23 protein-coding genes are annotated in these 21,024 nt (G+C 68.5%); 14 read left to right on the forward strand and 9 right to left on the reverse strand.

Going from position 1 to position 21,024, the window contains the following annotated elements; genetic code table 11:
• Positions 1 to 292: 292 nt before the first annotated feature.
• The 3 genes from hutX to DWF00_RS29325 form a co-directional block, all read right to left on the reverse strand.
• The gene (gene hutX / locus DWF00_RS05400; RefSeq protein ID WP_114831742.1) at positions 293 to 826 is read right to left on the reverse strand and encodes a heme utilization cystosolic carrier protein HutX; all 534 of its coding nucleotides are present in this window, start codon (positions 824 to 826) and stop codon (positions 293 to 295) included.
• Positions 827 to 836: 10 nt separating this feature from the next.
• Positions 837 to 1,184, reverse strand: a complete 348-nt coding sequence (gene hmuQ, locus DWF00_RS05405; protein ID WP_114831743.1) for a heme-degrading protein HmuQ — start codon at positions 1,182 to 1,184, stop codon at positions 837 to 839.
• A gap of 85 nt (positions 1,185 to 1,269) precedes the next feature.
• The gene (locus tag DWF00_RS29325; RefSeq protein WP_181832833.1) at positions 1,270 to 1,440 is read right to left on the reverse strand and encodes a hypothetical protein; all 171 of its coding nucleotides are present in this window, start codon (positions 1,438 to 1,440) and stop codon (positions 1,270 to 1,272) included.
• An 84-nt stretch (positions 1,441 to 1,524) separates the two neighbouring features.
• Between DWF00_RS29325 and DWF00_RS05410 the strand changes: the two genes are divergently transcribed.
• The 6 genes from DWF00_RS05410 (at position 1,525) to DWF00_RS05435 (ending at position 7,591) form a co-directional block, all read left to right on the forward strand.
• Entirely contained in the window at positions 1,525 to 2,484 is a 960-nt protein-coding gene (locus DWF00_RS05410) for a heme/hemin ABC transporter substrate-binding protein (protein WP_114831771.1), read from the forward strand.
• Positions 2,481 to 3,590, forward strand: a complete 1,110-nt coding sequence (locus DWF00_RS05415) for a FecCD family ABC transporter permease (protein WP_245973758.1) — start codon at positions 2,481 to 2,483, stop codon at positions 3,588 to 3,590. Before DWF00_RS05410 ends, DWF00_RS05415 begins: the two co-directional genes overlap by 4 nt.
• A complete protein-coding gene (locus tag DWF00_RS05420) occupies positions 3,583 to 4,404 on the forward strand; it encodes a heme ABC transporter ATP-binding protein (protein WP_114831744.1) in 822 nt (273 codons plus the stop codon). Before DWF00_RS05415 ends, DWF00_RS05420 begins: the two co-directional genes overlap by 8 nt.
• 291 nt (positions 4,405 to 4,695) lie before the next feature.
• Positions 4,696 to 5,769 carry a tryptophan 2,3-dioxygenase family protein gene (locus tag DWF00_RS05425; protein ID WP_114831745.1) on the forward strand — a complete coding sequence of 358 codons (1,074 nt, stop codon included), beginning with the start codon at positions 4,696 to 4,698 and terminating at the stop codon, positions 5,767 to 5,769.
• Positions 5,769 to 6,953, forward strand: a complete 1,185-nt coding sequence (locus DWF00_RS05430; RefSeq protein WP_114831746.1) for an aminotransferase class V-fold PLP-dependent enzyme — start codon at positions 5,769 to 5,771, stop codon at positions 6,951 to 6,953. Before DWF00_RS05425 ends, DWF00_RS05430 begins: the two co-directional genes overlap by 1 nt.
• A 110-nt stretch (positions 6,954 to 7,063) precedes the next feature.
• Entirely contained in the window at positions 7,064 to 7,591 is a 528-nt protein-coding gene (locus tag DWF00_RS05435; RefSeq protein ID WP_114831747.1) for a L,D-transpeptidase, read from the forward strand.
• A 53-nt stretch (positions 7,592 to 7,644) separates the two neighbouring features.
• Here the strand turns inward: DWF00_RS05435 and DWF00_RS05440 are convergent, their stop codons facing one another.
• A complete protein-coding gene (locus DWF00_RS05440; RefSeq protein ID WP_114831748.1) occupies positions 7,645 to 8,592 on the reverse strand; it encodes a 2-hydroxyacid dehydrogenase in 948 nt (315 codons plus the stop codon).
• A gap of 241 nt (positions 8,593 to 8,833) precedes the next feature.
• Between DWF00_RS05440 and DWF00_RS05445 the strand changes: the two genes are divergently transcribed.
• Complete coding sequence (locus tag DWF00_RS05445) at positions 8,834 to 9,151, forward strand: DUF2853 family protein (RefSeq protein ID WP_114831749.1); 318 nt, start codon at positions 8,834 to 8,836, stop codon at positions 9,149 to 9,151.
• 98 nt (positions 9,152 to 9,249) lie between these two features.
• Here the strand turns inward: DWF00_RS05445 and DWF00_RS05450 are convergent, their stop codons facing one another.
• Together DWF00_RS05450 and DWF00_RS05455 are read right to left on the reverse strand one after the other, a co-directional pair.
• Positions 9,250 to 10,551 carry a class I SAM-dependent methyltransferase gene (locus DWF00_RS05450; RefSeq protein WP_114831750.1) on the reverse strand — a complete coding sequence of 434 codons (1,302 nt, stop codon included), beginning with the start codon at positions 10,549 to 10,551 and terminating at the stop codon, positions 9,250 to 9,252.
• A gap of 66 nt (positions 10,552 to 10,617) precedes the next feature.
• On the reverse strand, positions 10,618 to 10,848 hold the full coding sequence (locus tag DWF00_RS05455; RefSeq protein ID WP_114831751.1) for a DUF1674 domain-containing protein: 231 nt from the start codon (positions 10,846 to 10,848) through the stop codon (positions 10,618 to 10,620).
• Positions 10,849 to 10,962: 114 nt separating this feature from the next.
• On the opposite strand from DWF00_RS05455, the gene htpX reads away from it, so the two are divergent.
• The 7 genes from htpX (at position 10,963) to DWF00_RS05490 (ending at position 18,913) form a co-directional block, all read left to right on the forward strand.
• Entirely contained in the window at positions 10,963 to 11,895 is a 933-nt protein-coding gene (gene htpX / locus DWF00_RS05460; protein ID WP_114831752.1) for a zinc metalloprotease HtpX, read from the forward strand.
• Position 11,896: 1 nt separating this feature from the next.
• Positions 11,897 to 13,258 (forward strand): RsmB/NOP family class I SAM-dependent RNA methyltransferase, encoded by a 1,362-nt coding sequence (locus DWF00_RS05465; protein WP_114831753.1) that lies wholly within the window; start codon positions 11,897 to 11,899, stop codon positions 13,256 to 13,258.
• Positions 13,259 to 13,315: 57 nt separating this feature from the next.
• Positions 13,316 to 15,040 carry a heparinase II/III family protein gene (locus DWF00_RS05470; protein ID WP_147283800.1) on the forward strand — a complete coding sequence of 575 codons (1,725 nt, stop codon included), beginning with the start codon at positions 13,316 to 13,318 and terminating at the stop codon, positions 15,038 to 15,040.
• Positions 15,041 to 15,147: 107 nt separating this feature from the next.
• On the forward strand, positions 15,148 to 16,740 hold the full coding sequence (gene purH, locus DWF00_RS05475; RefSeq protein ID WP_114831755.1) for a bifunctional phosphoribosylaminoimidazolecarboxamide formyltransferase/IMP cyclohydrolase: 1,593 nt from the start codon (positions 15,148 to 15,150) through the stop codon (positions 16,738 to 16,740).
• 195 nt (positions 16,741 to 16,935) lie between these two features.
• On the forward strand, positions 16,936 to 18,117 hold the full coding sequence (locus DWF00_RS05480) for a low temperature requirement protein A (RefSeq protein ID WP_114831756.1): 1,182 nt from the start codon (positions 16,936 to 16,938) through the stop codon (positions 18,115 to 18,117).
• A gap of 53 nt (positions 18,118 to 18,170) precedes the next feature.
• The gene (locus DWF00_RS05485; RefSeq protein WP_114831757.1) at positions 18,171 to 18,449 is read left to right on the forward strand and encodes a hypothetical protein; all 279 of its coding nucleotides are present in this window, start codon (positions 18,171 to 18,173) and stop codon (positions 18,447 to 18,449) included.
• Positions 18,446 to 18,913: a YbaK/EbsC family protein gene (locus DWF00_RS05490; RefSeq protein WP_114831758.1), complete on the forward strand. Its 468-nt coding sequence runs from the start codon at positions 18,446 to 18,448 to the stop codon at positions 18,911 to 18,913. The genes DWF00_RS05485 and DWF00_RS05490 overlap by 4 nt, the downstream gene beginning before the upstream one ends.
• Before the next feature lie 6 nt (positions 18,914 to 18,919).
• On the opposite strand, the gene DWF00_RS05495 is transcribed toward DWF00_RS05490, so the two are convergent.
• From DWF00_RS05495 to DWF00_RS29330, 3 genes are all read right to left on the reverse strand, one after another.
• Positions 18,920 to 19,717 (reverse strand): DUF72 domain-containing protein, encoded by a 798-nt coding sequence (locus tag DWF00_RS05495; RefSeq protein WP_114831773.1) that lies wholly within the window; start codon positions 19,715 to 19,717, stop codon positions 18,920 to 18,922.
• 229 nt (positions 19,718 to 19,946) lie between these two features.
• Entirely contained in the window at positions 19,947 to 20,657 is a 711-nt protein-coding gene (locus DWF00_RS05500; protein ID WP_114831759.1) for a hypothetical protein, read from the reverse strand.
• A gap of 92 nt (positions 20,658 to 20,749) precedes the next feature.
• Positions 20,750 to 21,024: hypothetical protein (locus DWF00_RS29330; protein ID WP_181833305.1), on the reverse strand; the 275-nt coding region annotated here is incomplete at its 5' end.

A 21,024-nucleotide genomic window follows, 5' to 3' on the forward strand; every position in this document is an offset into this window, starting at 1 on the left:
GTCAGCGGTGCGCCCGACGCAGGCAAGTTCGCGGCGGAGGGGTCGGAGGTTACGCCCGCATGTCATCCCGTGCGCGCCGCGGCGCGCAGTGCCGCTGCGCAGACACGGGACCGTCCTCAGAAAGTGGCGCCCCTTCTGAACGGTCCCGGAAAGGGCGCTTTATTCTGAGGACGGTCCCGCATCTGCGCAGCAGCATTGCATGCTGCGGCGCGTGCGGGATGACACGCGGGGCAGGCCAAACAAAAAGGCCGGCCCGCAAGGGGCCGGCCTCGGCATCACATGGATGAGGTGCTCAGCCGAACGTCGTCTTCAACGCCTCGAAGCGCGCGACCTGATCAACCAGCAACTCGCGCTGCGCGTCGCGCTTGACGAAGACCTTGAACATCGCCTCGCCGGCGCCGTTGAAGAACTGCACCGAGCAGGAGCGGCGGCCATGGAACTTGCGGTCGACCAGATAGATCGCCTTGCAGTTCTCGGCCTTGATGTGCCCGCCGATCGGGCTGTCGCCATGGATGTTGTAGTAGCCATGGCCGAACGAACCCACCGGCAGCGTGCCGTCGACCTCGAGCACCACGTCGACGGTGTGGACCAGGAACAAGATGATCCCCCAGGTCGACATCTCCTGCCACAGCGCCTCGAAGCGCTCGGCCGGGATGAAATGGCGCTCATCGGCCGGGATCTGCTCCAGCACCGTGAGGGTCGGCACGCCGACCTCCCGCGCTACAGCCTCGATCACGCCATCGGGCTTGGCAGCCAGCGCCTGCCTGACGCGTTCGATCGGATCGACCACTGGGACGGCGGCAACACTCGCCTGAGAACTCGACATGCCCGCCCCCTTACTCGGCCGCCTGGCGGGGCTGGTGCGGATTGCTCTCGCTCAGCACCGTCTCAAAACCCTCGAACTCGGGATGGCCGAGGAAGATCGGCGTCGGGCGCGGCTGGCCGGCGCTGCGATGCGAGTCGCGGAACTGCTCAGACTTGGTCCAGGCGGTGAAATCATCCTTCGAGGCCCAGGTCGTGTGCGAGGAGTAGAGGGTGTGATCCTCCTTCTCCGGCCCCTTGAGCAGATGGAAGGCAATGAAGCCGTTCATCTCGTCGAGACGGGTCTTGCGGGTCGCCCAGATAGTCTCGAAGGCGGCCTCCTCTCCCTTGACGACCTTGAAGCGGTTCATGGCGATGAACATTGGCGGCTTTCCTCAAATTGCGATTGCGCCCGGCGCCCATTGCCCGATCCGCGCGAGCGCGTTCCAAAGGCAGGGATGCAAGCTGTCAGCCCTGGGCACGTCCGAAATGGCGGCCGGCTGGCATGCGCAGGCGGCGACGTGCCGCTCTTGACCCCTTGTAGTAAAGCTGAATATCAACGTCAACAACGCTGGCTTTCTTCTTTAGTTTTGAAAAATTCAAAACTGGAGAATACTTTTGCTTGACTACAAAACGCACCAGGCTCCGCTATTCCGCTGGGACCGGCGCGGTTCAACCGTTTGGCTTGTCTGGCGCGCGCGCCGGCAGGAAGAGGTGACGATCATGCCGAGCCTTCGGACCCGTTTCGCGAGCCTGCGCTCGCGCCCGCAGCACCGCGAGCTCGGCGCCGCCATCGGCCTGACGCTGCTGGCCGCGACCGGGCTGATCGCGCCCGCGACCATCGGCGGCGCGCTGGCCCAGACGCCGGAGCGCATCGTCGTCGCCGGCGGCGTCATCACCGAAGTGCTCTATGCGCTCGGCCTGGAGGGCAAGATCGTCGGCGTCGACACCACCAGCCAGTTCCCGGCGGAGGCGCTGCGCGACAAGCCGAGCATCGGCTATGTCCGGGCGCTCTCGGCCGAGGGCGTGCTCTCGCTCAAGCCCTCGCTCGTCATCGCCGTCGAAGGCGCCGGCCCGCCCGACGCCGTCTCGCTGCTGAACGAAGCGGGGCTGAAGCTCGCCCGCATCTCCGAGGACAACTCGCCCGAAGGCGTCGTCACCAAGATCGAGGCGATCGGCGCGGTCGCCGGCGCCGCTGAGCCGGCAAAGCGCCTGGCGCAGCAGACCAAGGCCCGCTTCGACGAGCTGGCGACGCTGCGCACGGCCTTGCCGGCGAAAAAGAAGGTGCTCTTCGTGCTCTCGCTGCAGAACGGCCGCGTGCTGGTCGGCGGCCGCAACAGCTCGGCCGATTCGATCATCGCCATGGCCGGCGGCGTCAACGTCGCCGCTGCCGTCGAGGGCTACAAGCCGATGACCGACGAGGCGATCCTGGCGGCCGCGCCCGACGTGGTCCTGATGATGCGCAATAGCGGCGGCCACAACGCCACGCCGGAAGAGCTCTTCGCCATGCCGGCCTTCGCCCAGACCCCGGCGGCCGCAGGCAAGTCGCTGGTGCGGATGGATGCGCTCTACCTCCTCGGCTTCGGCCCGCGCACCCCGGCCGCCGCGCGCGACCTGATGGCCGAGCTTTACCCGGACGCGAAGATCCCGCCGCTCAAGACCGCCGCAGCCACCGCCCAATGACCCTCGCCGCCCGCCCGGCCGGCGCGATGACCGCGACCGCGCTCGCAAGCTTCGCCGCCAGCCGGCGCCGGCAGGCTGTGATCGCCGTCGCCGGCCTGACCTTGCTTTGCCTGCTGCTGACCATCGTCGCGATCGGCCAGGGCGCCTTCGCCATCGCGCCCGGCCGCGTCGCCGAGATCCTCGGCACCCGCCTGTTCGGCGATGCAGCCGAGCTTCAGGGCCGCGACGCGCTCGTCGTGCTCAACATCCGCCTGCCGCGCGTGCTGCTCGGCCTGCTCGTCGGCGCAGCGCTCGCCGTCTCCGGCGCGCTGATGCAGGGGCTCTTTCGCAACCCGCTCGCCGACCCCGGCCTCGTCGGCGTCTCCGCCGGCGCCGGCCTCGCCGCCGCCGCGACCATCGTGCTCGGCGACCGCCTCCTCGCCGGCATGGCGATGAAGCTGCCTTTCGCCGCCCTGCCTTTCGGCGCTTTCTGCGGTGGCCTGATCTCGACGCTGACGCTCTATTTGATCGCGACCCGGCAGGGCCGCACCTCGGTCGCGACCATGCTGCTCGCCGGCGTCGCGCTCGGCGCGCTCGCGGGCGCGCTGACTGGGCTGCTCGCCTTCCTCTCCGACGACCGCCAGCTCCGCGACCTGACCTTCTGGTCGATGGGCAGCCTCGGCGGCGCCAGCTGGACCAAGCTCTTCGTCATCGCGCCGATCGTGCTGCCGCTGCTGCTGGCCGTGCCGCTGCTGGCGCGCGGGTTGAACGGGCTGATGCTGGGCGAAGCCGAGGCCTACCATCTCGGCATCCCCGTCCAGCGCATCAAGGCGCTGGCGATCGTGCTCGTCGCGATCTCGGTCGGCGCCAGCGTCGCGGCGGCGGGCGTCATCGGCTTCGTCGGCATCGTCGTGCCGCACCTGATCCGGCTCGCCATCGGCCCGGACCACCGCCTGCTGCTGCCGCTTTCGGCTCTCGGCGGCGCGACCTTGCTGGTAGCAGCCGACATCGTCGCGCGCATGATCGTCGCCCCGGCCGAATTGCCGATCGGCATCGTCACCGCCGCCCTCGGCGCGCCCTTCTTCCTCTGGCTGCTGTTGCGGCGCGCGAGCACGCTCGATGGCTGATCTCACCCCCATCGCCACCGGCCGCAACCTGCGCTTCCTCGCCGGCGGTCGCGCCCTCGTCGCCGATGCCTCGCTCGACCTGCTGCCGGGCACGACCACGATCCTGATCGGCCCCAACGGCGCGGGAAAATCGACCCTGCTCAAGCTGATGACCGGGGAGTTGAAGCCGGCCGGCGGCGAGGTCCTGCTCGACGGCGCGTCCCTGCACGCGATCCCGGCCTGGCGGCTCGCCTGCCAGCGTGCCGTGATGGCGCAGCATGCCCGGCTCGCCTTCCCCTTCACCGTCTACGAGGTGGCCCGGCTCGGGGTCGACGGCGTCGGCCGTGCGCTGCCGCGCCAGCGCCGCGAGGCCGTGGTCGGCGAATGCCTGGCGGCGGCCGGCGTCATCGAGCTCGCCAGCCGCAACTACCAGACGCTCTCGGGCGGCGAGCAGCAGCGCGTGCAGTTCGCCCGCGTGCTCTGCCAGCTCGAAGCCGGCCAGAGCGTCTCGGCCCGGCAGGCGCTCTTCCTGGACGAGCCGATCGCCAGCCTCGACCTCTGCCACCAGCTCGCCTTGCTCGACATGGCCCGCACTATTGCCGCGCGCGGCGTCGCCGTGCTGGTCGTGCTGCACGACATCAACCTCGCCCTCACCTATGCCGACAAGCTCGTGGTGATGGATCGCGGCCAGATCGTCGCCCAGGGCGAACCCTCGGCGACGCTCGACGACGCGCTGTTGCAGAACGTCTTCAAGGTCGATCTCAGCCTGAGCCGCGCGCCGGCCGCCGGCCTGCCCTTCCTCCTGCCGCAGCAGCATCGACCCTCCGCCGCTTGATTCCCCTGGCGATATAGCCCTCCCCCTGCTTGCGGTGGGGAGGGTTGGGTGGGGGGCAGTACGACCTGGTGCAACATAGGGCGACGATGCGCTCCGGCTTTTCGGCCCCCCATCCCGGCCTTCCCCGCCGCAAGCGGGGGGAAGGGGAAGAACGGCCGCTTGATCGCCTCGCGGCATCATTTTAAGCTTGAAACAATCGGGCTAGAGGTCCGTCAGGAACCTCAGCCCTCATCCTGAGGAGCGCGAAGCGCGTCTCGAAGGATGAGGGCTTGCCTTGGAGGGGATGCGCGCATGGCCGAGCCGAGCCGGCTCTCTTACGGCAGATATCTCAAGGTCGACGCGCTGCTCGCCTGCCAGGAACCGGAGAGCGCCAGGGCCGGTGCTCCCGCCCATGACGAGATGCTCTTCATCATCGTCCACCAAGCCTATGAGCTCTGGTTCAAGCAGATCCTGCACGAGCTCGACCGCATCCAGTCCGATTTCGCGGCGAGCCCGGTCGCGGACGAGCATCTCGGCCGCATCGTCGCCGGTCTCTCACGCATCCACGAGATCCTGAAGCTGCTCGTCGTCCAGCTCGACGTGCTGGAGACGATGACGCCGGCCGGCTTCCTCGAGTTCCGCGACCTGCTGACCCCGGCCTCCGGTTTCCAGTCGGTGCAGTTCCGGCTGATCGAGACGCGGCTCGGCCTGAGCGATCCCCGGCGCATCAGGATCGACGACCAGAGCATGCGCGAGCGGCTGGCGCCGGAGGATCGCGAAAAACTCGATGCCGACAACAAGCCCTCGCTCCTCGGCCAGCTCGACGCCTGGCTGGCCCGGACACCCTTCGTCGCGCTCGGCGACTATAACTTTCGCGAAAGCTACCGCGCCGCCGTGATCGCGGCCCTGAAGCGCGATGCCACCAGCGTCGGCTCCGACCCATCGCTGCCGGAAACCCAGCGCCAGGCCGACGCGGCCGCGATCGAGAAGGCGCTCGCCCAATTCCAGGCGCTGTTCGAGCCGGACGCAGCCAATTCGCCCTGGCGCATGACGGCGCCGGCCATCGAGGCCGCGCTGTTCATCGCGCTCTACCGCGACATGCCGGTGCTGCAGCTGCCCTTCCGCCTGCTCCAGAGCCTGATGGACATCGACGAGACCCTGACGCTCTGGCGTTTGCGCCACGCATTGATGGTCGAGCGCATGATCGGCGTCAGGCCCGGCACCGGCGGTTCCTCCGGCTCCGGCTACTTGCGCGCCACGGCCGAGCGGCACCGCATCTTCTTCGACCTCTTCCAGCTCTCGACTTATCTGCTCGCCGCCCGCGACCTGCCGCCTCTGCCGGAGAATGTCCGCAGGCGCATGGGCTTCAGCTATGGAGAGGCCTGATGGCCGAGGCAGGCGACTGGACCGAACACTTCGCCCGCTTCCGCAGCGCCGCGCCGGAGCGCGTCAACCTCGCCGCCCATAGCCATCACGACTGGCCGGATGTCAGCCTCGCCGCGCAGGAGGCGGCCTGGACCGATGCCGCGCGGCTGGCGGGCGACAAATGGGACATCGTCTTCGGCGAGATCATCCCGGCCGTGCAGGCCGGAATCGCCCGACATCTCAACCTGCCCGATCCGTCCACCATCGCCTTCGCGCCGAACACCCACGAATTCCTGCGCCGCCTGCTCTCCTGCCTGCCGACCAGCCGCCCGCCGCGAGTCCTGACCACCTCTGCCGAATTCCACACCGCGCGACGCCAGCTCGCCCGCCTCGCCGAGGAGGGCCTGATCCAACTCGAAGAGGTCGCGGCCGAGCCGTTCGCGACCTTGCCGGAGCGCCTGCACGCCGCCATCGCCACCGGCGGGCACGACCTGATCTATCTCAGCCAGGTCCTGTTCAACTCGGGCGCGGCGCTCGCCGACCTCGCCGCCCTGGCTAAGGCAGTCCCCTCGCCCGAGACCCTGCTCGCGATCGATGGCTATCACGGCTATCTCGCGCTGCCGACCGACCTTTCCGCCATCGCGGACCGCGCCTTCTACATTGCCGGCGGCTACAAATACGCCATGGCCGGCGAAGGAAGCTGCTTCATGCATTGCCCGCCCGGCTATGGCCCGCGCCCGCGCGACACCGGCTGGTTCGCCGCCTTCGGCGCGCTGACCGCCCCGCCCGGCAGCAGCGTCGGCTATTCCGGCGATGGTGGCCGCTTCCTCGGCGCCACCTTCGATCCGACCGGGCTCTACCGCATGCGCGCCGTGCTTTATTGGCTCGCCAAGCACCGGCTCGACGCAACGATCATCCACGGCCACGCCATCGCGCTGATGCGGCAGTTCCTGAGCGGCCTCGACGGGCTCGACCTCGCCGATCTCGGCCGCGCCAACATCATCACCCCGCTTGACGATGCCGCCGCGCACGGCAATTTCCTCGCCTTCCGCACGCCCCAGGCCGGCGCGCTCGAAGCGGCGCTGGCGAAGCTGAACATCGCCACCGACCACCGCGGCGACGTGCTGCGCTTCGGCTTCGGCCTGGCGCTCAACCAGGCCGACATCGCGGCGGCGTTGGAGCGGATGGCCGGTTTGCGGCTCTGAGGGTGGATTCACCACCGATTCATCGTGAATCGGTGCTTCACCATATTGCTCAACCGGCGATTCACACGCTGAGCGCCAGATCTCCCGCAGAATTCCGTGGGAGGTCAGACATGACCAGACGCCTCGCTCCAATCGAGTTCCTGCTGGTGGCGGCCTTGTCGCTGCTCGCCCTCGCCTTTGCCGGCCGGCCGGTGCAGGCGCGCGAGCTCGTCCAGTTCCAGGACAACTACTATCCCGGCACGGTGGTGATCCGCACTGGGCAGCGCAGCCTCTACTATGTCGTCGCGCCCGGCGAGGCGATCCGCTACCAGATCGCGGTCGGCAAGGCCGGCAGGCAATGGCGCGGCGTCAAATATGTCGAGGAGCTCGCGGTCGAGCCGGCCTGGAGCCCGCCGGCCGAGGTCAAGCGCGCCCAGCCCTACCTGCCGGACGTCATTCCGAGCGGCTCGCCGCGCAACCCGATGGGCGCCCGCGTCATCGGGCTGGGACCGGGCGGGCAATACGCCATCCACGGCACCAACATGCCCGCGACCATCGGCACCGCCGCTTCCTTCGGCTGCTTCCGCATGCACAACCCGGACGTGATCGACCTCTACGCCCGCGTCCGCATGGGCACGCCGGTGGTGGTGCTGCCTTAGAGCGCGACGGGCCTTCTTCCCTTCTCCCCCTTCGGGAGAAGGGAAGAAGGCGCCTACAACGCCACGGGCGACAACAGCGGTTTGCCGGCGAAGAACGCCGCCAGATTTGCCAGCATCAGGTCCTGCTGGGCATACTGGGCGGTCTCGGCATTGGCCGCGATATGCGGCGTCAGCACCACGTTTTCCAGCACCTTGAGCCGATCCGGCACCACCGGCTCGTGTTCGTAGACGTCGAGCGCCGCACCGGCGATCACCTTCGCTTCGAGCGCGTTGCAAAGAGCCTCCTCGTCGATGGCGATGCCGCGCGAGATGTTGACGAGATAGCCCTGCGGCCCGAGCGCCCGCATCACCTCGGCATTCACGGCATGGCGGTTCTCGGCGCTCGCCCTGACGGCGACGATCAGCGCGTCCGACCACTCGGCCAGCCCGAGCAGGCTGTCATGGTAGAGATAGGGCAGGTCCGGGCGCGGATTGCGGTTGTGGTAGCCGATCTGCATGTCGAAGGCCGCCGCGCGCGTCGCGATGCGCTGGCCGACGGCGCCCAGCCCGTAGATGCCGAGCCTGCGGCCGGCGAGCCCCGGCACGAAGGCCATGCGCTCGACCGCGTTGCCCTGCCAGCGCCCAGCCCGCACGAAGCGCTCGCCGGCGCCGATCTGGCGGGCGCTGGCGAGCAGCAGCCCCAGCGCGAACTCCGCCACGCTCGCGGCATTGGCGTCGGCGGCGTTTGAGAGCTGGATGCCGCGCGCCTTGGCCCGCACCCGGTCGACCCCCTCGAAGCCGGTGCCGTAGCAGCAGATCAGCTTGAGCTTCGGCAGCGCATCAATCAGCGCCGCATCGGTCTTCTGCGTGCCGATGGTGAGCAGCGCCTCCACCTCCTCGGCCCCTTCCGGCAAGGCCTCGGGCGCCGAGCGCGCCATCGGGCCGAGCAAGGTGTAGGTTTCGCCGAGGCGCTCCACCAACCGCTGCGGCAGGCGGGGCGCCATCAGAATCGTCGGCTTCATGGGCGGTGTAACTCCAGCTCGAACATGCTGCATCGCAGCATCTCGCGGCCTCCGGCTCAACCCGTCCTGCACGCGGGCCGCCCTCTCGCAAATGCAATGCAACCTATCCGAAAGACCCTATCGAAAAAGGCGAAACGGCCGGCCCATTCCCCTCGCCTGCGGCAAAAAAGCACGTTAACGTTTCGGCGTGCGAATATCACTCACGCCCGGCACCATAAGCCGGACCCAACAGGGGCTATCGATGGATCATCTCGCCGACATCAAGAAATTCGCCAAGAAGCCGGTCAACGATGCCGCCGCCGCCGGCATGGCCAAGGCCTACGCGCTGGTCATGGGCAAGCCCGACACCCGCTACGTCGCCTGCTCCGACCCTGTCGAGCTGGAACGCGTCCGCGAGAATTTCCTGAAGAAGAAGCTCGGCCTGAAGAGCGCCGACCTCGACGCCTCGATCAAGGCGACCTGCGAGCACATGAAGGCCGACAACACCAAGTCGCGCCTGACCTTCTACTACCTGCTGGCCGAGCATTACGGAAAGCTCGACCTGTTCGTGAAGAAATAAGCCGGCCGTCATTTTCGGGCGAAGCCAAGACCCGAGACCCCCGCCCCAGAAATGGTCGGCTCAAGGCCGACCATGCCGGCGCAAGCAGCCCCTCACATTCAGCGATAGAGATCAGCCCGCGTCAGCGGCAGGCCGGACGGGCCCTTGCGCCGCTTCGAGACCAGGGTCTGGTTGACCAGCGCCCCGCCGCGCTCGAAGGCGAGCGAGCAGCCGGCCAGATAAAGCAGCCACATCCGCGTCCGCTCCGGGCCGATCTCGGCCTCGGCCTCGGCCTTGCGTGCGTTCAGCCGCTCCCACCATAGCCGCGTCGTGCGCTGGTAGTGCTCGCGCCAGCCCTCGACATCGTGGACCTCGAAGCCATGGCGCTCGAGATTGGCTATGGACATGCCGAGATGGTCGAGCTCGCCGCCGGGGAAGATGTAGCGCACCAGCGCCCGATACTCGGCCGGCATCTTGTTGAAGGCCTTCTCGGTCTTCTTGGCCCGACGCGAGATCGTGTGGTGCAGGTAGAGCCCGCGCGGCTTGAGCAGCCGGTTCACCGCCTGGAAATAGGCGGGGTGGTTGCGGATGCCAACATGCTCGAACATGCCGATCGAGGAGATCTTGTCGAAGACCCCCTCCATCTGGGCGAAGTCCTTGAGGTGCAGGAAGACCTTGTCCTGCAGGCCGAGCCGCTCGACCTTCTCCTGCGCCAGCTTGAGCTGCTCTTCGGCCAGCGTCACGCCGTGAGCCTCGACGCCGTAATGCTGCGCGGCATGGCAGATCAGCGCGCCCCAGCCGCAGCCGATGTCGAGCAGCTTGTCGCCGGGCTGCAAGCGCAGCTTGCGGCAGATCATGTCGAGCTTGTCGCGCTGGGCGCGTTCGAGATCGTGATGGTCCTCGGTGAAATAGGCGCAGGTGTAGACCATCTCCTCGTCGAGGAAGAGCCGGTAGAACGCGTTCGAGACGTCGTAGTGATAGGCGATATTGGCCTTGTTGGTCGCAGGCGCACCATCGCGGGCGATCTCGTCGCCCTTGATATGGGCAACCGCGCTCGGCGCCGTGCCCGGCGCGAACAGGAAGCGCCTGACCACGTCGATGACCGCCCCCTTGGGAATGCCCCGGGCCAGCCGCCCGACCTTGCCCTCAGGCCGCGCCGTGGCGAGATCGAAGATCGAGCCGTTCATGATCGCGATGCGATCGGTGACGTGAAGGTTGAGCAGCGTGTCGAGCTTGGGCTTGCGGATCAGCGAGGCGACGGCACCGGAATCGCGGATGGCGATGGCGAGCCCGTCCTCAGGCCACTCGGCCGGCACGCGGCTGCCGTCCCAGAGCGCGAAGCCGAGCTTGAGGCCGAGCTTCTGATGCGCCTCGGTCAGGAGCCGCCTCAGGGCCGAGAGGCGCTTATCGTCGCTGTTCATGCTTGGCCGGTCCAATCGCTGTCGTGCTGTCTTTGGCGGCACGATCGGCCTTTGGCAACCTGAGCGCTAGAAATCGCTCGCGATTCCCTTCACTTCCCAGTCGTCATAGCGCACCGGCTCGAGCCCGCCGCGGCCGTTGACCTCGCGCTTGTGCTTCAGCTCGGCTGCATGCGCATCGATCGCAGCGCGGCGCGCCTCGGCCTCGGCCAGCGCGCGCCGGGCGGCCGGCGTGAGCACCTTGGCTGGCTCGCCGTCTGCTGGTGCGGGTTGTTGACGCTCGTCGATATCATCCGGCATGGGCGGCCTCTTAATCCCTTGGGGATCGGCATGGTCTTCACCACATAAGGCCGAAATCCGCGCCTGGGGAGGGGTTCGCCCCGCTCCCGGCGCACAACCGACAAGGGGAAAGCGATGAACTATGTCCGCACCGGCATCCTCATGGCCGGACTCACCGCGCTCTTCGGCGCGGTCGGCTATCTGCTTGCAGGCACCGGCGGCATGCTGATCGCGCTCGGCATCGCCGTCGCGACCAATCTCTACAGCTACTGGAATTCCGACCGGCTGGCGCTGGCGTCGCAAAACGCCCACGAGGTCGACGAGCGCACGGCGCCCGAGCTTTACGGCATGGTCCGCGACCTCGCGGCGCGGGCCAACCTGCCGATGCCGCGCGTCTACCTGATCGATGAGGACCAGCCCAACGCCTTCGCCACCGGCCGCAACCCGCAGAACGCCGCGGTCGCCGCCACCACCGGCATCATGCGCACCCTGAGCTATGACGAGCTCGCCGGCGTGATGGCGCACGAACTCGCGCATATCAAGAACCACGATACGCTCACCATGACGGTCACCGCGACGATGGCCGGCGCGATCTCGACCATCGCCAGCTTCGGCATGTTCTTCGGCGGCAGCAACAACGAGAACCGCCCGAACTTCATCGTCCAGATCCTGGTCGCCGTATTGGCTCCGATGGCCGCGATGATCATCCAGATGGCGATCTCGCGTTCACGCGAATACGAGGCCGACCGTCTCGGCGGCGAAATCTGCGGCAATCCGGTCGCGCTGGCCGATGCGCTCGCCAAGATCGCCGGCGGCGTCGCCCATATTCCGAACGAGACGGCGGAGCATAAGCCTGCTACGGCGCACATGTTCATCATCAACCCCCTGACCGGACAAGGCATGGATTCGCTGTTCTCGACCCACCCGGATACCGGCAACCGCATCGCGGCGCTGATGGAGCAGGCCCGCGCCATGGGCGTCGGCAGCCGCAGCGCCAGTGGCGGCTTCACGAGCCAGGCCGCGCAGAGCCCATGGGGCGGCAACCGCCAGTCCGGTCCCTGGGGCTGATATGGCCAATCAAAAGCAGAAGCAGCCGGAGCCGGTCGTCGTCGCCGTGCAACCGGCCGAGAACGTGCCCGGCCTGCCGGCCCGCCGGCTCGCCGCGGCGCTGATCGACGAGGTGCTGCGCGCCGGCACGGCGCTCGACGAGACCTATGAGCGCATGGCGCCGAGCTTCAGCCTCGACGCGGCCGATGCGGCTCTGGCGCGCGCCATCGCCATCACCAGCTTCCGCAAGCTCGGCACGATCCAGAACGCGATCAACGACCGGCTGGAGCGCGGCAGCCCGCGCAATTCCGGCCCGTTCGAGCCGATCCTGGCGGCAGCCGCGGCGCAAATCCTTTTCCTCGGCGTGCCCGACCATGCCGCCGTCGACCTCGCCGTCCGCCATCTCCACGAAGATGCCCGCTCGTCGCGCTATGTCGCACTCGGCAACGCCATCCTGCGCCGCCTCGCCCGCGAGCGCGAGGCGATCCTCGCCGAGGCGGTCGATCCCTTCGAGGACACCCCACCCTGGCTCGCCGAGAGCTGGCGGACGGCCTATGGCGAGGATGTCGCCGCGGCCATTGCCAAGGCGCATGCCGAGGAGCCGCCGCTCGACATCACCGTGAAGTCCGACGCCGCCGGCTGGGCCGAGAAGCTCGACGGCATCGTGCTGCCGACCGGGTCGGTGCGCCTGCGCGAGCGCGTCCCGGTGCCGAGCCTGCCCGGCTTCACGGAGGGTGAATGGTGGGTGCAGGACGCCGCCGCCGCCCTGCCGGCGCTGCTGCTCCAGGCGAAGCCCGGCGAGCGCATCGCCGATCTCTGCGCCGCGCCCGGCGGCAAGACCGCCCAGCTCGCCGCCATGGGCGCTGATGTCACGGCGGTCGACCGCTCGGGCCCGCGCCTGCGCCGGCTGCGCGCCAATCTCGAACGGCTCGGCCTCAGCGCCGAGATCGTCACCGCCGATGCCGTGACCTGGCAGGCGGAGCCCTTCGACGCGGTCCTGCTTGACGCGCCCTGCAGCGCCACCGGCACGATCCGCCGCCACCCCGACGTCGCCTGGACCAAGTCCGAGGAGGACCGCGAGCGGCTCGCCGCCTTGCAGGCAAGGCTTCTGGAAGCGGCGGCGAGGCTCACCAAACCGGGCGGCCGGCTGGTCTATTGCACCTGCTCGCTGGAGCCCGAGGAGGGCGAGCGCCAGGTCGAAACTTTCCTTGCCGAACATCCCGACTTCGCCCGCTCGCCGATCAGGCCGGAGGAGGTCGGCGGCCTGAGCGAGGCGATCGACGCCAACGGCGATCTGCGCACCCTGCCGCACCAGCTCAAGGGCGAAACGCCGCGCCTTTCCGGATGGACGGGATTTTACGCAACCCGGCTGATAAGGCTATGACGGGAACGGGATTCGCAGGCGGTTTTGCCTGACGTAGCGATAGGATGAGCTGGGGCATTGAGCGGCTGGTCTGAGCGACGGGGACTTGCCCAGGCCGCAATCGGCCGGGCTGTGCGGCGCACGCGCGGCAACCTCGTCGGCGCGAGCCGCAGCCTCTGGCCGTTCGGCCGGCTGAAGGCGACGCGCCTGCTCTTCGCCCCGCACGACCTGCGCACTGCCGACCCGACCACGGCGGGCGACATCTATGCCGGCTATTTCGCCTTTGCCGGCCGCACCTTGCGCACCCATGGCGAATCGCCCTTCGAGACGGAGCCACCGACCGAGGCCTGGGCCGAGGCCTTCTACGGCTTCGGCTGGCTGCGCCACATGCGCGCCGCCGACACCGCGATCGCCCGGGCCAATGCCCGCGCGCTGGTCGACGAGTTCATGGGCAAGCGGCGCTGGCGCAACGAGATCGCGCGCCGCCCGGCCGTTGCCGCCAGGCGGCTGATGTCCTTCCTGTCGCATTCTCCGCTGCTGCTGGAGGGCGCCGACCACGTCTTCTACGAGCGCTTCATCCGCCATATCGGCAAGCTGACCGAGCAGATCTCGCTCGACCTCGCCGGCGCGGTCGACGGCTTCGCCCGGCTGCAATGCCTCGCCGCCGTCACCTTCGCGGCGATCTGCCTCGACGGCCAGGAGCGGCGGCTGCGGCGCTACGAGGCGGCGCTCTCCGACGAGCTCGACCACCAGATCCTGCCCGATGGCGGCCATCTCAGCCGCAATCCGCGCCTGATGATCGAGCTCCTGCTCGACCTCCTGCCGCTGCGCGAGACCCTGTTGGCGCGCGGGCTCGAGCCGCCGCGCAGCGTCATCATGGCGATCGAGCGGATGATGCCGCATCTGCGCCTGTTCCGGCATGGCGACGGCGCGCTCGCCCTGTTCAACGGCATGGGCGTGACCCCGCCCGACCTGATGGCGACGCTCGCCGCCTATGACGACGCCCGCGGCAAGCCGATCGAGCACGCCGCCTATTCCGGCTACGACCGGCTCAGCGGCGGCCGCAGCATCGCCGTGGTCGATGCCGGCGCGCCGCCGCGCGGCGCGAATTCGGTCGAGGCCCATGCCGGCTGCCTCGCCTTCGAATTCTCCAGCGCCGCCCAGCGCATCATCGTCAATTGCGGCGCCAGCCGCTTCGGCCCGACCGAGCTGAAGCTGGCGACGCGCAGCACCGCCGCGCATTCGACCGTGACGCTCGCCGAGCGCTCCAGCGCCTCCTTCGGCCTCGTGCTCGGCGACTACCGCATCACCGCCGGGCCCAAGGACGTCCGCGTCGCCCGCCAGGACACCGAGGCCGGGCAGGAATGGGTCGCCAGCCATGACGGCTACCGCCGCGCCTTCGGCGCGGTCCACACCCGCCGGCTGCTGCTCGCCAAGGACGGCGCCGCGCTGACCGGCGAGGACGAGATCGCGCTCAGCGGCGCGCCGGAGAGCCTGCCGGCCGTGGCGCGCTTCCATTTGCACCCTCAGGTCCGGCCGAGCCTGATCCGCGAGGGCGAGGGCGCGCTGCTCGCCCTGCCCTCCGGCGAGGTCTGGGCCTTCGAGGCGTCCGGCCTCAAGGTCGCGATCGAGGAGAGCATCTTCCTCGCCGCCGCCGATGGCAGGCGGCGCACCGAGCAGCTCGCGGTGAGCTATGACGCCGCGCAGATGCCGCAGATCGCCTGGCGTTTCTCCCGCATCGGCACGGCGCCGACCAGCCGGGCGCGCGGCACGGACGAGCAGACGTCGTCGCTCCCGCTCTGACCCCGGCACAGGGCCGCCGGCAGGGTGCCGCGCTTTGCATCTGCACTGCAGCATGATACGCCGCGCGCGAGCTGCCTTCCCTCGACCTCATCCTCCGGAATGACCTGATGCCGACAGAGCTTCGCCGCGTCGAACGCGCCCTCCTTTCCGTTTCCGACAAGAGCGGGCTGATCGAATTCGCACAGGCGCTCCACAAGCTCGGCATCGCGCTGGTCTCGACAGGCGGCACCGCCAAGGCGATCGCCGGCGCCGGCTTACCCGTCACCGATGTCTCCGACCTCACCGGCTTCCCCGAGATGATGGACGGCCGGGTCAAGACCCTGCACCCGAAGGTGCATGGCGGCCTGCTCGCCATCCGCTCGCATCCCGAGCATCAGGCCTCGATGATCGGCCACGGCATCGCGCCGATCGACCTGCTCGTCGTCAACCTCTACCCGTTCGAGGCCACCGTCGCCGCCGGCAAGGGCTATGACGACTGCATCGAGAACATCGACATCGGCGGCCCCGCCATGATCCGCGCCGCCGCCAAGAACCATCACGACGTCACCGTGGTGGTCGATGCCTCCGATTATGCCGCCCTGCTCGGCGAGTTGGAGGCGCAGAAGGGCGCGACCACGCTGACGCTGCGCCGCAAGCTGGCCCAGAAGGCTTATGCCCGCACCGCCGCCTACGATTCCGCCATCTCGAACTGGTTCGCCAGCGAGCTGGCCGAGACCTCCCCGGCCTATCGCGCCCTTGGCGGCAGCCTCGCCGAGACGCTGCGCTACGGCGAGAACCCGCATCAATGGGCCGCCTTCTACCGCACGCCCGAGCAGCGCCCGGGCGTCTCGACCGCGCGCCAGGTCCAGGGCAAGCAGCTCTCCTACAACAACATCAACGACACCGACGCCGCCTTCGAATGCGTCGCCGAGTTCGACCCCGCGATCTCGGCCGCCTGCGCCATCATCAAGCACGCCAACCCTTGCGGCGTCGCGACCGGAGCCGATCTCGCCGAGGCCTATGCCCGGGCGCTCGCCTGCGATCCCGTCTCGGCCTTCGGCGGCATCATCGCCTTCAACCGGACGCTGGACGCCGCCGCCGCGCGCGAAATCGTCAAGATCCTGACCGAGGTGATCATCGCCCCTGACGCGAGCGAGGAGGCGATCGCCATCATCGCTGCCAAGAAGAACCTGCGCCTCCTCCTGACCGGCAGCCTTCCCGACGTCCGCGCCGGTGGGCTCGCCTTGCGCACCGTCGCCGGGGGCTTCCTGGCGCAGGCCCGCGACAACGCCGTGGTCGACGACATGGAGCTCAAGGTCGTCACCAAGCGCGCCCCGAGCGAGGCCGAACTCGCCGACCTGCGCTTCGCCTTCCGCGTCGCCAAGCACGTCAAGTCGAACGCCATCGTCTACGCCAAGGACCTCGCCACGGTCGGCATCGGCGCGGGACAGATGAGCCGCGTCGATTCCTCCCGCATCGCCGCCTGGAAGGCTGGTGAGGCCGCCAAGGCCGCCGGCCTGCCCGAGACCCTGGCCAAGGGCGCGGTCGTGGCCTCCGACGCCTTCTTCCCCTTCGCCGACGGCCTGCTCGCCGCAGCCGAGGCCGGCGCAACCGCGGTGATCCAGCCCGGCGGCTCGATGCGCGACGACGAGGTGATCAAGGCCGCCAATGATGCCGGCCTCGCCATGGTCTTCACCGGCCATCGCCATTTCCGGCACTGACCTCAGCCACCACCCCTCGTCATGCTCGGGCTTGTCCCGAGCATCCACGCCTTGAACGCCCATCGCAGTCAAAGACGTGGGTGGTCGGCACAGGGCCGACCATGACGGCGGAGGCCAGTCCAAGGGTGGCGCGAGCTCTCTTTCGGCCGGATCACATCTTGCTCTAGGATGCAGTTACTGAGGACGGGGCCGGGGATGACGGAGAACAACGCCAAGCGCGACGTGCTGCGCCAGCGCGTCGAGCACCAGCATAACAAGGTCAGCTTCGTCGAGCTGTTCTTCGATCTGGTCTTCGTCTTCGCGATCACGCAGATATCGCACACGCTGCTAGAGCATTTCTCGGCCGGCGGCCTGCTGCAGGCCGCCCTGCTGCTCGGCGCGGTCTGGTGGGTCTGGATCTGCACCAGCTGGGTGACCAACTGGCTCGACCCCGACTCGACGCCGGTGCGGCTGATGCTGTTCGTGCTGATGTTCGGCGGCCTGACGCTCTCGGCCGCATTGCCGGGCGCCTTCGCACAGCAGGGCCTCGTCTTCGCAGTCACCTATGTCGCGATGCAGCTCGGCCGCAGCCTCTTCACCTTCATCAGCCTGAAGGGCCGCAGCCCGGCCAACTACCGCAACTTCCAGCGCATCGCGGTCTGGGTGGCCGTCTCCGGCCTGTTCTGGATCGCCGGCGGCCTCACCGAAGGCTCGGCGCGTCTCGTGCTCTGGGCGCTGGCGCTTGCGCTCGACTATGGCGGGGCCGCGGTCGGCTTCCGGGTGCCGGGCCTCGGGCACTCGACGACGGCCGACTGGGATGTCGAGGGCGGTCACCTGGCCGAGCGCTGCGCCCTCTTCATCATCATCGCGCTCGGCGAATCCGTGCTGGTGACGGGCGCCACCGCCGCCAAGCTCGCGGTGACCCCGACCACCTCGCTCGCCTACGCCAACGCCTTCCTCAGCTCGGTCGCGATGTGGTGGATCTACTTCAATATCGGCGCCGAGCGGGCGAGCGCGCGCATCGCCCATTCGGATGACCCGGGCCAGCTCGCCCGCATCGCCTACACCTATATCCACCTGCTGCTGGTCGCCGGCATCATCCTGGTCGCGGTCGGCGACGAGTTCGTGCTCGCCCATCCCGAGGGCCATACCGACGCGAAGACCGCGATCACCGTGATCGGCGGGCCGGCCTTCTACCTGCTCGGCAACCTGCTCTTCAAGAAGGTCACCGCCGGCTGGTATCCGCTCTCCCATCTCGTCGGATTGGGCCTGTTCGCCCTGCTGGCGCCGCTGGCCGCATTCCTCTCGCCGCTCGCCTTCAGCCTTGGCGCGACCGCCATCCTGGTCGTCGTCGCGGCCTGGGAAACCATTTCGCTGCGACCTAGCGCGGACGCATGATGTCGTCCGAAAACCGGTTCCCACTTTTCGGCGTCATGCCCAAGGAGGCCTGAATGCATACAGTCAAGGTCATCGCCGCCGGCTTCGCCCTGCTCGGCGTGCTGCTCCTGGTCGTGCCGCGGCTGAATACGGGCGACACGCATCCGGTCGCCTTCGCGATGAAGCTGTTCATCCCGCTCTGGTTCGTCGCCTCGCTGGTCAACCTGATCATCGGCGTCACCCGCGCCGGCTATACCTTCCTCGAGGAAGCGCCGATCCTGCTCGTCGTCTTCGGCGTGCCGGCGGCGGTCGCGCTCCTCGTGCTGTGGAAATTCGGCAGGGCCGCCTCATGAGCCTCGACTCGGTCAAAGCCTTCTTCGCCGAACAGGCGCCCGACATCGCCATCATCGAGACGCAGGAGAGCAGCGCCACGGTCGCGCTCGCCGCCGCCGCCCATGGCGTCGAGCCGGCGCGCATCGCCAAGACGCTCTCGCTCAGGATCGGCGACAGGGTGGTGCTGGTGGTGACGAGCGGCACCGGCCGCCTCGACAACCGCAAGGCCAAGGCCGCTTTCGGCGGCAAGCCGCGCATGCTCGATGCCGAGGAGGTCGTGGCGCTGACCAGCCACCCGGTCGGCGGCGTCTGCCCCTTCGGACTGCCGACAGCATTGCCAGTCTATTGTGATATCTCGCTCAAAGGTTTCGACGAGGTCGTCCCCGCCGCCGGCTCGACCCAGAGCGCGCTCAGGATCAGCCCGGAGCGCATGGTCGCGCTGACCAGGGCGGAATGGGTCGACGTCTGCCAGGAGCCGGGCTGAGCGCCCTCAGCCCTTGACCCGCTCGCCCAGCGCCATCGCCGCGGCGGGATTGCGCACCTTGTCGCCGCTGATCACGTAGAGGAAGACGTCGCGCCCGGCCTTCTCGACCGCGGGCTCCGTCACCGCCTCAAGATCCTTCGGCACGCCTCCCTTGGCCCAAGCCTTGGCGCGCTCGGCCCATGCGTCGAGTTCTCCGGCCGAATAGCCCTGCGGCTCCGCCTCCTTCGTGCCCATGATCCGGGCGTAGACGAAGGGCCCCGTCGCATCGGCGATCTGGGTGAACTTCGAATCCGCCGCCGTGATCACCGCAACGCCGTATTCCTTCAACAGCGCGACGAAGTCCGGCGAGCGGAAGCTGTCATGTCTGACTTCGACGGCATGGCGGATCTCCCGGCCATCGGCCGATTTCGGCAGCAGCTTGAGGAAGGCCTCGAAATCCTTCGGGTCGAACTGTTTCGTCGGCATGAACTGCCAGTTGATCGGCCCGAGCTTCTCCTTGAGCTCGAGCACGCCGCCCATGACGAACTTCTCGATCGAGGGCCCGGCCTCGGCCAGCACCCGGCGGTTGGTGATGTAGCGCGAGCCCTTCAGCGCGAAGACGAAGCCGTCGGGCGTCTCCTCGCGCCATCTGGCGAAGCTCTCCGGCTTCTGCGAGCCGTAATAGGTGCCGTTGATCTCGATCGAGGCGAGCTTGCTCGAGGCATATTCGAGCTCGCGCTTCTGCGGCAGGTCTCCGGGATAGAATTCGCCGCGCCAGGGCTCGAACACCCAGCCGCCGATGCCGACCCTGATCGTCCCCGACATGTCCGCTTCCTCGCTCTGCTCAAGCTGCTGCGCCAACCATGGCGCGGCATCATAGTTCCCACATTGCCGCCCCGGAACTCCCCTGCCATCCCGGCCGGACGATCCCTGTCAGCAGCGGGCATGGAAAACCCCGCGAGGCGAACCTGCGGGGCTTTCTGAGTTTGGCTGCCGGGAGGCGCAGCCTTGAGTGACGATGTTGGCCCCGTCATCTCGCAACGATGTGCCGGGACTACTTCCTTTGCTGGGCGCCTCTTGCGACGGTGACGATGACGCAGCCTGATTGGGTCGGCAGGAAGATGACGTTTGCGCCGGCCTTCGTGGTGGCCATCGGGACGTTGGCCAGGGTGACGGCCTGCTCGTTGCCAAGGCCGAGGCTCTGCACGGCAACGTTGCAGGGCTGGGTCGAGGGCACGACGCGCACGAGGTTGCCCTCGCAGCCGCTCTGCACCGGGGCGGCGAAGACGATGCTGGCGCCGTTCGACAGGGTCGGGTCGTTCTTGAAGCTGAGGCCGACGATCGACTGGATCGAGTGCGCGTCGGCCTGCTGCTGGCTCCATTGCGACATCGCCATGTACTCGTCGCTTGAGGCGGCCGCCTTGCCGAGCTCGGTGAAGGTGCCGGCGCAGGTCTTGAGCTTGGCCTGCTCGACATGCGCGTCGAACGGCGTCGCCTCGCCCGGTTTGGCCGCAGCGGCCGGAGCCGTCTGGCTCTGCGGCGCCTGCTGCGCCCGGGCCGGCGGCGCCGCCGTCGCCGGCCGGCGCGCCGGCTGCGACGACGACGAGCCCGAGGTCGCGCTCGACGGCGCGTTCTGGGCGAGCGCCTGGCTCTCGGGCTCCAGCAGCGCAAACAGCGTCAGGCCACCGGTTGCGATCGCCACCGTCGCCAGCGCGCCCAGCGCCAGGATGCCGTAATGGCGAAGCTTGGTACCCGTCTCGGTCATGGGATCACTCTCTTTCCTGTTGGATCGGGCCGGCTGCGACCGCGCCGGCCGGACAAGGCGAGCGCAGGCCGTGCCGACGACTTAAGTCTGTTTCATTTCAGCGAGGCTTCGACGGCTTGTTTAAAGCCTTCTGCGCGGAAGGCCGCCTGTAGCGTTACGGTACGTAACTGGTAGCGGTATGGGTACGGGAAGGTGCCTGGCGGGGGTGCGGCGGTGTAGCTGAAGTGGATGTCCTTGCCTTCGCGCAGGGCGAGGATGTCGTTTCCGCTGAGCGGCCAGAACATCTGGCAGCCGGTCTCGTTGCACAGGCGCGGCGCCAGCCTAGTCGTCTCGACCGTCTCGGGCGCCTGGCGCGGCTTGCCGCCCT

The sequence above is a fragment of the Allobosea caraganae genome (genome assembly GCF_003351345.1).
GTDB lineage: Bacteria > Pseudomonadota > Alphaproteobacteria > Rhizobiales > Beijerinckiaceae > Allobosea > Allobosea caraganae.